At 33.6% G+C, this 11,144-nt stretch carries 10 protein-coding genes; 4 read left to right on the forward strand and 6 right to left on the reverse strand.

Translation table 11 applies throughout. The features are described 5' to 3' along the window. Positions 1–149 precede the first annotated feature (149 nt). Complete coding sequence (locus GIY83_RS08710; RefSeq protein WP_208686321.1) at positions 150–341, forward strand: class I lanthipeptide; 192 nt, start codon at positions 150–152, stop codon at positions 339–341. Between the two features lie 762 nt (positions 342–1,103). Here the strand turns inward: GIY83_RS08710 and GIY83_RS08715 are convergent. From GIY83_RS08715 to GIY83_RS08735, 5 genes are all read right to left on the reverse strand, one after another. Next, on the reverse strand, positions 1,104–1,769 hold the full coding sequence (locus GIY83_RS08715) for an IS6 family transposase (protein ID WP_208686323.1): 666 nt from the start codon (positions 1,767–1,769) through the stop codon (positions 1,104–1,106). A 123-nt stretch (positions 1,770–1,892) separates the two neighbouring features. After that, positions 1,893–2,345 carry an Lrp/AsnC family transcriptional regulator gene (locus tag GIY83_RS08720; protein ID WP_194614707.1) on the reverse strand — a complete coding sequence of 151 codons (453 nt, stop codon included), beginning with the start codon at positions 2,343–2,345 and terminating at the stop codon, positions 1,893–1,895. A gap of 226 nt (positions 2,346–2,571) precedes the next feature. Next, a complete protein-coding gene (locus GIY83_RS08725; protein WP_208686325.1) occupies positions 2,572–3,564 on the reverse strand; it encodes a bile acid:sodium symporter family protein in 993 nt (330 codons plus the stop codon). A 58-nt stretch (positions 3,565–3,622) separates the two neighbouring features. Next, on the reverse strand, positions 3,623–4,654 hold the full coding sequence (locus GIY83_RS08730; protein WP_208686327.1) for a methionine synthase: 1,032 nt from the start codon (positions 4,652–4,654) through the stop codon (positions 3,623–3,625). Positions 4,655–4,684: 30 nt separating this feature from the next. Continuing rightward, positions 4,685–5,737 carry a DUF1852 domain-containing protein gene (locus GIY83_RS08735; protein WP_208686329.1) on the reverse strand — a complete coding sequence of 351 codons (1,053 nt, stop codon included), beginning with the start codon at positions 5,735–5,737 and terminating at the stop codon, positions 4,685–4,687. A gap of 267 nt (positions 5,738–6,004) precedes the next feature. On the opposite strand from GIY83_RS08735, the gene GIY83_RS08740 reads away from it, so the two are divergent. Next, positions 6,005–6,634 (forward strand): nitroreductase family protein, encoded by a 630-nt coding sequence (locus GIY83_RS08740; RefSeq protein WP_208686331.1) that lies wholly within the window; start codon positions 6,005–6,007, stop codon positions 6,632–6,634. Between the two features lie 180 nt (positions 6,635–6,814). On the opposite strand, the gene GIY83_RS08745 is transcribed toward GIY83_RS08740, so the two are convergent. After that, positions 6,815–7,195, reverse strand: a complete 381-nt coding sequence (locus GIY83_RS08745) for a hypothetical protein (protein ID WP_208686333.1) — start codon at positions 7,193–7,195, stop codon at positions 6,815–6,817. A 363-nt stretch (positions 7,196–7,558) separates the two neighbouring features. On the opposite strand from GIY83_RS08745, the gene GIY83_RS08750 reads away from it, so the two are divergent. Both GIY83_RS08750 and GIY83_RS08755 read left to right on the forward strand, forming a co-directional pair. Beyond that, on the forward strand, positions 7,559–10,357 hold the full coding sequence (locus GIY83_RS08750) for an outer membrane beta-barrel family protein (RefSeq protein ID WP_208686335.1): 2,799 nt from the start codon (positions 7,559–7,561) through the stop codon (positions 10,355–10,357). A gap of 4 nt (positions 10,358–10,361) precedes the next feature. Further along, positions 10,362–11,144, forward strand: coding sequence for a GLPGLI family protein (locus GIY83_RS08755; RefSeq protein ID WP_208686337.1), 783 nt, complete (start codon positions 10,362–10,364; stop codon positions 11,142–11,144).

The following is an 11,144-nucleotide window of genomic DNA, read 5'->3' on the forward strand; positions in this document are numbered from 1 at the left end:
ATCAGGAAATCAAGAAATACAAAATAAACTATAAGTTTTTTATTAGTGAACTATAAAAATAGTTATATTTACTTACAAATCTGAAACGATTTTTAAATTATATCCTAGGCCTAGGGTTGGAGACCGATAAAAGTTAAAGTCTAAAAACTATGATTCATTTAATAATTACTAATTTTAATAAAATGAAAGTTCCTAAAATGAAAATCAAATTAACAAAAGGATTAACTCTTAACAAAGAGGCGATAACAAAACTTCAAGATGCACAAATGTCTCAGATTAAAGGTGGAAATTATCCTCCAGAGAAAGAGAAAACTTGTCCACAGATTTCATGCTGGGATTAGCAATACTTCTAAAATAAAATTTAGAGAGTCGCAATTGACTCAGATAAACGGATGTAAACTACCACCTCTTGTTCTTGTTTAGCATATACATGCAACGGTTCTCGTGATAGTGTTTGATGCACTAATTAAACATCTTGATAAATAGATGGATTTATGATAGTCATAAATTCATCTATTTTTTTTAATAATAGTTTTTATAATCAAGTCTTATCTTAATTTCATTTGTGATAGACATACTTATAGGATGTAATTAAATAATGTGGAAAGTTAAAAGCGACCTCGGACGTATTTGGTTCCGATCCCTCTTTACATTTTTTAGTTCATTAATTCTTATGCCAACAGCTTTGGGCCTTATTCCTGCTCGAGAAAAAATATAAAGCTTCAGAAATATAGATTTCTCAGATTTGTAGATCGATAAATTTCGCTTCAATTTCGTCAAAATGGAAAACTCCAGAGAGCGGCGGAAGTTCGAAACTACTCCAAATTTAATATCTTAATTATATTCTGATCAAATGGATTCTCTAAATAAATAATAATTATATAAAAACTTTTATTCCCTTTGTAAAATAAAAATACTGTAGGGGTTAGTTCCTTAGTAAAATCTGAAATTATACCACAATAGTAACAACGTCCTATCAACAGAATTTATCATCAATAAATTTTGATTAGAATACTATTATAATTTGAATTTACTTATAAAGATTTATTTTGGTTCTGTCGCATCTGTCAGAATCAAATAGAAGACTTTAAGTGATTTAAAAATCAGCCTGCCAATTTACAGAATAATTTAAACATAGATATCCCTGATCCAACCATTTGATTCTTTCTTAGCATATGCACAACTTCAATTCCGCTTAGAGTTCTCTTTGCAGATTCAAAACTTTTAAAGCATAATCCGTTTTGTATGCGCCACTTGATAAAACGATGGTCCTGTTCGACAACATTGTTAAGATATTTACATTGCCGGATTTTAATCTTTGAGAATGAAAGTTTGTTATATACTTTGATCGCTGCTGTATTAGAACCGCTTTTGTCAATGTTTATTACTCGTGGCTTGTAGTTATTACTAATTGCTTTAATTAGAAATGACTGAGCACTCATTCTTTGTCTTTTTCTGGTCAAAAGAAATTCAACCGTATTGCCTAATTTATCAACAGCCCGATATAAATAACGCCAAATACCTTTTACTTTGATATACGTCTCATCCATTCTCCAACTCGTCCCCACTCTGCCTTTTCTCTTCTTAATCTCTGCCTCAATGAAAAGCGTAAACTTATAAACCCAACGTTGGATCGTGGAATGATCAACAATCACACCCCTAATCTTCATTACTTCTTCAACGTCACGATAGCTAAGTGTAAATCTTAATTTAAAATACACTGCCTGAAGGATTACATATTTTGGATAAAAATGACCTTTAGTATTCATTTTTTATTAGTTTTGAAAAACCAAAGATAAAACTTAGTCATAGATGCGACAGAATCGTTTTTATTAATAATTAGGAACGGGTACGGAAATAATTTCCTCACTATCGTTGCTCGCAGAACTGAACTATCCATACATATTTTTTATCTCCGACATAACAAAAGTACTTTGGGTACTCCCTATACTTTCAACTGATCCTAATTTATTAAACACAAAATCCTGATAATGCTTCATGTCTTTAGCAGAAACTTTCATTAAAAAATCGTAATCACCTGATATATTATAACATTCTACAACTTCTTCTATTTTCATAATATCACTAACAAATTGATGACCAATATTACGATCGTGCTGTTTAAGTTTGATATTACAGAAAACAATGAATCCCCTGTTTAATTTTTCTGCATCAAGTAGTGCTATATATTTCTTAATATAACCATTGTTTTCCAATCTTTTAATTCGCTCAAAAACAGGCGATGCCGAAAGATTTACCATTTTAGCAAGCTCTTTTACAGTGTATTTAGAATTATCGTGAAGTATATTTAATAACTGAAGATCAATATCGTCTATTTGTTCCATAGCATATTACTTTAAACAGGTTTAATTTATTTTTAAATTAGAATAAAATTCTTCAAATATAACCAAAAACAATACAAAAAACTTATTCTATACAAGTTAAAAACATAAAAATACTGTAGCATTCATCTTCACAGTATAAAAATCTAAAAGGCGTTATTTTATAGCAGGAAGCGTTATCCTTAGTGCCCTTTATCGAAAAAAGATAAAGGGCAAAGTCATAAAAAAATTACACCTCTTTTCGTCGAGCCATACCCTGAGCGATGATGCTAGCGCCAATCAATTGCAAGGCATGGTAAAGCATGAGCGGCAGCAATACGATGCCGGTGATGGTACTGTGCTGAAAAAGCACTTTTGACATAACGGTGCCGTGTACCAATGACTTTTTAGACCCGCAGAATAAGACAGTAATACGGTCTTCATCTGAAAAACCAAGCAGGCGGCTGAGTAGTCCGACACAAAAGAATACGGCAAAAAACAACGCCATCATCCCTGCAGCGAGTCCGACAAGTTCAAGGGCGGTAAAGCCTTCAAAAAGATGTTCGGAAAATGACTTGCAAAACGACGTGTAAATAATTGTTAGAATCACTGCCTGATCAAAATATTTGAGCTGTTTCTTGTATTTTTCAGCAATGGCACCTAAACGGGAATTGAGAGTTATGCCAATGATGACGGGCAGCAAGACTTGAAGAATCAACTTTATGACGATTTGAGTAACATCAAAATCCCCTGTCGCAGAAGCTATAAACAGCCCGACCCAGAGAGGCGTAACGACTACTCCGATTAAACTGGAAATACTTGCATTGAAAATGGCTGCAGGAATGTTTCCCTTGGCGATGGAAACCATGACCACCGAAGAGGAAACTGTGGAGGGCAATGCCGCCAGAAAAAATACACCCAGCCAAAGCAGCTCCAAGCCGTTATTAACAAACAACGGGCGAAATGCCAAAACAATGAGCGGAAAAAATAAAAAGGTGGTCAACTGAACGACAATGTGCATTTTCCAGTTGGAAAGTCCGGCTTTTAGTTTCTCAACACTCAGTCGCATGCCATAAAACAAGAAAATAAAGGAAACACCAGCATTGGCAATCTCCTCCAGCGAAACAGGTTCCTTGACCATGCCTGGCTTTGGTAAAAAATAAGCCATCAAAATCATGGTGGCTATCATTAAAAGGAAACCGTCGAAACCTGCTTTTTTTAATACTTCTAATAATTTCTTCAATGTGTTTTAAATATTATTCCTCCGTGGAGACACGGACTCCATTATTAATATATTGAGACTAAATCCCAAGTTCTTTGCGTATAATTTCTGCTCCTGCGCTTAAGGCATTTAACTTGCCTCTGGCTATGTTTCGAGATAGCGGGGCCATACCACAATTTGTAGATGGGTATAGATTTTCGGCATCTACAAACTCAAGAGCTTTACGCAGGGTATCAGCTACTTCTTCTGGCGTTTCAATAGTGTTGGTTGCCACATCAATGGCACCTACCATTACTTTTTTACCGCGAACAAGTTCCATTAAATTTAAAGGCACATTGGAATTGTGACATTCTAAAGACACCACATCAATTTTAGATTTTTGAATTTTCGGAAAAATTTCTTCGTATTGTCGCCACTCTGAACCTAATGTCTTTTTCCAATCAGTATTTGCCTGTATTCCATAACCATAGCAAATATGAACCGCAGTTTGACAATGTAAACCTTCAATAGCTCTTTCTAATGCTGCCATTCCCCAATCGTTTACTTCATCAAAGAACACATTAAATGCAGGTTCATCAAACTGGATAATATCTACCCCCGCGTCTTGAAGTTCTCTTGCTTCTTCATTGAGTGCTTTCGCAAATTCCCACGCCAATTTTTCCCGGCTTTTATAATGGTCGTCGTACAAGGTATCTACCATCGTCAGTGGGCCTGGCAATGCCCATTTTATAGGCTTATTAGTCTGTTTACGTAAAAATTTAGCATCTTCAACAAAAACTGCTTTTTGACGTGCAACCTCACCTACCACCACTGGAACACTCGCGTCATAACGGTTACGGATTTTTACTGTTTTACGATTTTCAAAATCTACACCGCTTAAATGCTCGATAAAAGTCGTTACAAAATGCTGGCGCGTCTGCTCGCCGTCACAAATGATATCTAAATCTGCCAATTGCTGTTCCTGCAGAGAAATGCGTAAAGCATCTTGTTTTCCTTCAAGTAGCTGATCGCCTTCTAATTTCCATGGTGACCAAAGTTTTTCGGGTGGTGCAAGCCAGGCAGGTTTGGGTAAACTTCCAACAATAGAGGTAGGTAATAATAATTTCTTCATAGTAGTATAATTTTAATGCGTTGTAATCAATTAAAGAGTAAAATTAGCAGACCATTGTTCCAGGAGACTTTTGTAAGGCTTAATGAAATGCTCTTCTGCATATTTACCCTGTTCAACAGCTAGTCGGCTGCGCTCTTCGCGGTCATAATCCACGCGAGTCAGTGAATAATCTTCGTGTTTAAGAGTAGGTTGATAGATTTTCCCGGCCACTGAATTTGCATTGTAAATTTCAGGGCGATAAATCTTCTGGAAAGTCTCCATCGTGCTAATTGAGCTGATTAATCCAAGATCAGTATAATCAGCAAGCAGATCTCCGGAATGATAAAAAGCCATCGGTGCCACACTATTGGGAGGCATGAAAAAACGAACTTTTAAGCCCATTTTAGAGAAATATTCATCAGTGATAGAATACTGGTCCTGCAGATACTCAAAACCCAGAACCGGATGCTGATACTCAGTGCGAGTATAAGTTTTGTTGCTCGATACACTTAGACAAATGATCGGTGACATCTTAAAGTGCTCTTTATAAGTGGCTGAACTCACAAAGCATTTATAAAGTTTTCCGTGCAAATCACCAAAATTTTCAGGAATACAAAAATTAGGTTTGTTTTTATTGTGCTCGATCAATAAAATACTGAAATCATAATCACGAACATAAGACGAAAAATTATTTCCGGCAATACCTTCGATACGCTGGCTAGTCTTGCGGTCAAAAATATTCGTTTTTAAAACTTCAATCAACGGCAGATTGTTAATACCATTCTTATCATCAATACTCATCGTTACTGTGATGATTTCAAGTTCTACAAGGTAACGATCAGCTTTGGGATTATCCAAATAAGCCAATGCATTGAATCGATTGTTAATCATTTTTAATGCATTACGTAAGTTTTGTTGTCGATTACCTCCTCTGGCCAGGTTTGCAAAATTGGTTGTCAAACGCGTTTCACTTGAGGGGTGATAGTTTTCATCTAAACAAGTGCTCTTTAGTGTGAATGCAAAATCATTCTGGATTGTATTCTGGGTGTTTTCAATATTCTGCTTTTCGTTTATTCCACTATCTTCTTGTATATTCGCTTTCATATGATGAAAATGTTTAGTTTTTTTACCCTGCAAATTTGACTATAAAAGATTAAACATTTTTATTTACACATAAAATCAGTTAATTATTCTTTTAAAATACATTTTTAAAGATCATTAATCTTCAAACAAATATAATAATCAAGGAAAACAGATAAATATTCTTTAGTGGCCTACAATGATTGATTTGGAGTTTCCCAGAGCGCTCCAAAAACTCGAAAAAGAAAACAATATCGTTTATATTTGCCAAAAATTAAGATAGACATAGCAATGAATTTGATAGAAAATTTAAAATGGCGCTACGCCACAAAAGCTTACAATAACATTAAAGTAACAGAAGAGAAGGTCGATCAGATCTTGGAGGCTATAAATCTTTCAGCATCTTCTTGCGGTCTGCAATCTTACCGTGTTTTTGTTGTAAGCAATCCGGAAATTCAAAAAAAATTAGGTACTGATTCGTATAATGGACAGATTAGCTCTTGCTCTCATTTGTTGGTTTTTGCTGCATTAACTGACATGTCTTCGACTTACATTGACGATTATATGGCAATGACAGAAAAGCAAAGAGGTCTTGATATTGGTGCCTTATCAGGATTTAGAAATGGACTGCATTCCTATTTCAGCGCTATTAACGCAGAACAAAAAGCCCATTGGGCGGCAAAACAGGCTTATATTGCACTAGGAACTGCACTTATTGCTGCGGCAGAATTGAAAGTGGATGCCACTCCTATCGAAGGATTTAATGCCGCCACTATCGATGAGGTTTTAGGTTTGAAAGAAAAAGGGTTGCATTCTACAGTTATCCTTGCTTTAGGATATCGGGATTCGGAAAAAGACTATATGGCAGCTACGAAAAAAGTTCGTTTACCTATAGATGAAATGATAACGAAAGTTTATTAATATTATTTTACAAAACCAATTAAAGACAGAAACTACATATAGTGAGCCAACATCTTCAAACAATGTGTTCGTTATTCTAGTTGTTGTAAATTCCAGAAAGTTGCTGAACTAGTCTGCATATCCGACTGATCGGATTTGTAAACCAAGCCAAAAAAAATAATATTAAAAAAACCGTTGCCACTAAATAATTTCTTCTAGCTTATAAACTTCTCCCCACCTATTTTCTAAGCGACTATCATAAATATGAAAGGGAATAATTGAACTGTCTTTATCGCTAGACAATCCGGTAAATGTCCAAAACAAATCCTCAAACTTACAAACCAAATATCCTCTATCATTAAATGAGTAGTCTCCAACAATCTTATAATTTTGTAAATGTTCAACATCGTCCTCATCCATAGGACGAAAGGCCTCCACGACCTTTTTTGTTAGTTCAACTTTGCCATTCTCAAAGAACTCTAGTTGATTTTGGTAGATGATACAAAAAAACAAACCACCTGCATGAAGATCAGTATTTGCGATTAAACCTGACTGATACTTTTTATTCATTTCTATTTTCATTAGTCCATTATTAATTAATCATGATAATAAAAAGTTAAACCCTTTTTAATATTGTAGTATTTTTACTTACTTTTGGCTCGCATTAACATTTAACTATTATAGTAATAATTATCAATTAAAATTATTAAAATTCACACTACTAACCGCCAAAACCTCACAAAAAAATTATGAATTTCATAAAATCAAGTCGCTATACTTCAGCAAACCTATATCAAAAGGTGCTATTAGAATTTCTATTTTAGAATCTACAATCTTGCTTACTTAAAAACAAATTAAAAAACCAATGGCATTTATTTCTATTATTCAAAAAATAGAATAGAATAGAGCAATAATGCCTTTTTTCAAAAAAAACACAACTAATTAATGAGACAAACAATACTATTATTATGTTGCTTTCTTTTTTTATCAAATACTATACAGGCACAAAAATCAGGTACAGTTAAAGGATATGTAGCAGATACCGTAAACAAATCTACTTTAACCAAAGCATCAGTCTCTTTGTTAAGAGCAAAAGATTCTGTTTTAGTAAAATTTACACGAGCCAAAGAAAATGGTTCTTTTGAGTTGAATAATATTAAAGCCGGTAAATTTATTTTACTGGTTTCTTATCCCAAATATGCTGATTTTGTAGATCAATTTGCTATTGATTCCACAAAGTTAATCAAAGATTATGGTAAAATTAATTTGGCTGATAAAGGACGAATATTATCCGAAATAATTATAAAAGGCAATAGAGCCGCCATGAAAATCAAAGGAGATACGTTAGAATTTGATCCAAAAGCATTTAAAATAGAACCTAATGCAAAAGTGGAAGATCTGATAAAACAATTCCCGGGAATACAAATTGACAAGGATGGAAAAATTACCGCTCAAGGCGAAACTGTAACCAAAGTTTTGGTTGATGGTGAAGAATTTTTTGGTGATGATCCCACTTTAGTTACAAAAAATCTACGTGCAGACATGGTTGATAAAGTACAATTGTACGACAAAAAAAGCGATCAGGCCGCTTTTACAGGGATTGATGATGGTCAGAAAACCAAAACTCTAAATGTGAAACTTAAAGAAGACAAAAAAAATGGTCATTTCGGGAAAGTAGAACTCGGAGGAGGAACTGATAATTTTTATAAGGGTCAGGCCATGTTTAATAAGTTTTGGGATAAGAAAAAATTAGCAGCTTATGGTATTTTAGGCAACACGGGACAAGTAGGATTAGGATGGGGCGATAAAGATAAATATGGCCAAAGCAGTTATCAAGTAAGTGATGACGGTGGTATTAATTTTTCAAACAATGGAAACGATGAATTTGATAGTTGGGACGGACAATTTAATGGTGAAGGAATTCCGGTAGTTCAAACTGGAGGAATACATTTTGACAATAAATGGAACAACGATAAAGAATCTATCAATGCAAACTACAAAATTGGTGATATCAAACTTTCAGGAAATCGTAATGATATTAACCAGCAAAATTTAAGTTCCAGCAGCATTTATAATACTTCAGACAAGAGTTTTGAGAAAAACATGACCAAAAATAAACTTGATCTGACTTATGAAATTAAAATTGATACTACTTTAACTTTAAAATTAAATATAGATGGGTTGTTTAAAAAGAGTAATTCAAGTGATGCAGAAATGCGAAAAGGTACTGACGAACAAGGTAACCAATTGAATAATTTAAAGCAGACCAATACAAACGATGTTGATGATCAAACATTTAATATAAATACTTTATTAACCAAAAGGCTTAAAAAAACGGGCAGAACATTATCTCTTAATTTAAGCCAATCCAATACAAATAGCAAAAGTGATGGTTATTTAAATTCCAGAGCTGAATTTTTTACACCATCCGTAATTAGTCCGGATAGCACCAAGGTCGTCGATCAAAATAAAGTCAATAATATTACCAATACAGCTTTTAAATCAAATTTAATCTATACTGAACCGTTGTCTAAAAGTCTATCTTTAATTCTTAATTACGGATTCAATATAAGTAACGGAAAATCGGATCGTAAATCTTTTAATCAATCCGCAGATGGGAATTATAATGTTCTCGATTCAGTCTTTAGTAATAATTATGAATTAGATCAAACGATAAACCAACTTGGAGCAATTTTTAATTACAAAAAAAATAAAACTGTTTTTTCTTTTGGTTCTAAATTTAGCGGCGTCAACTTTAAACAATACAATGTTTATACAGATGAATATTTTACGCGAAAATTTGTCAACTACATGCCTCAGATCAACTATCAATACAATTTTAAACAAAGAGAAGCGCTGCGTTTGTCTTATAACGGAAACACCGATCAGCCAACATTAGAACAAATACAACCCATACGAAATAATCAAAACCAATTAAATACGATTTTGGGTAATCCAGATTTGGATCCTTCTTTTAGAAATAATCTTAGAGGAAGTTATTACTCGTATAAAGTACTTAGCAATCAATATTTTTCGGTTAATGCATCGTACAATTTTACGCTAAATCCAATAATAAGTAATGTGGTTACAAATGATAGAGGAGAAAGTATTTCTCAATTTGTAAACCTAAAAAACAAAGCTACAACAGGTTATTTTTTGAATACTAATTTTGGAAAAACAATCAAAGCTATAGACATGAACGCGGGAATTGGTTTAAGCGCCAACAAAAATGTAAACTATAATTACATCAATACAAAACTGAATGAAACTAAAAATTCAAGTTATTCCTTTAATCTAAACTTATCAAAGTATAAAGAAAAAAAATATAATTTTAATGCTAGCTTCGGACCTACTTACAACGTTGCTAATGCAAGTATCAACGAAAATAGCGATAGCGATGGCTGGGGTTTTAATGGAAATTTCTGGAGCAGTATAGAATTACCTTTCAAACTAGAAATTAGCACAGATGGTAATTATCAATATAATGGAAAAACGCAAGTGATTCAGGAATCTTTTGAACGTTTTATCTGGAATGCATCTGTCACCAAGAAATTTTTAAAAGGAGATAATTTAAGAGTTTCTATAACGGGAAGAGATCTTTTGAACCAAAATGTTGGATTTAATCGTTCTGCCTTTAATGGAAATATCAACCAAAGTACTTATACCACTATCCAAAAATACTTTATGTTCTCTGTAAGCTGGGATTTCAGCAAAATGGGCGGAGGAGAAATTAAACAAAACTAAAACCATGAAAACAATACTAAATCGCATCCTAATTTTTATAATTGTATTGACAAGCTGCAATACTTTTGCACAAAATGAGCACTTTGTACAAAATGGCGTAATCGAATTTGAGAAAAAATCGAATATGTATGCTTTGATTGCAAAAAAAATAAAAGGAGAAACTGATAGTTATTATCAGGCTGCTTTTGAAAGTTATAAAAAAACCAATTCACAATTTAAAACTACAAAAAGCATTCTCAGTTTTTCAAAAAACAAGAGTTTGTACAAATGGGAAGAAACAAATCAACCAACAAGCAGTAATTGGATTTCTGACGATCCAATGGCTAATTTAAAAAATGTTATCGCCACAGATCTGGACATCCAAACCAGTATTACCCAAAAAAATGTTTACGACGATTTATACTTAGTTAAAGACAGCTTACGTAAAATTGACTGGAAAATTACCGATGAAACAAGAGATATTGCAGGTTATGAATGCCGCAGAGCAAATGCTATAGTTCTCGATTCTGTTTATGTTGTTGCCTATTACACTATTCAAATTCCATTTTCAGGCGGCCCTGAATCTTTTACAGGATTACCCGGAACAATTTTAGGATTGGCCCTGCCACATGAAAATATGACATGGTTTGCCACAAAAGTTACCGAAATTCCAGTTTCTGACAAAGATTTAGCCCCACCAATTAAAGGCAAACCTACTGACAATAAAGGACTAAACAAAATACTTTTGGATGCTTTGAAAGACTGGGGAAAATGGGCAAAAAAAACATTACAAGCCTACTCTTTATAA

The organism is Flavobacterium sp. SLB02 (assembly GCF_009664855.1).
GTDB lineage: Bacteria > Bacteroidota > Bacteroidia > Flavobacteriales > Flavobacteriaceae > Flavobacterium.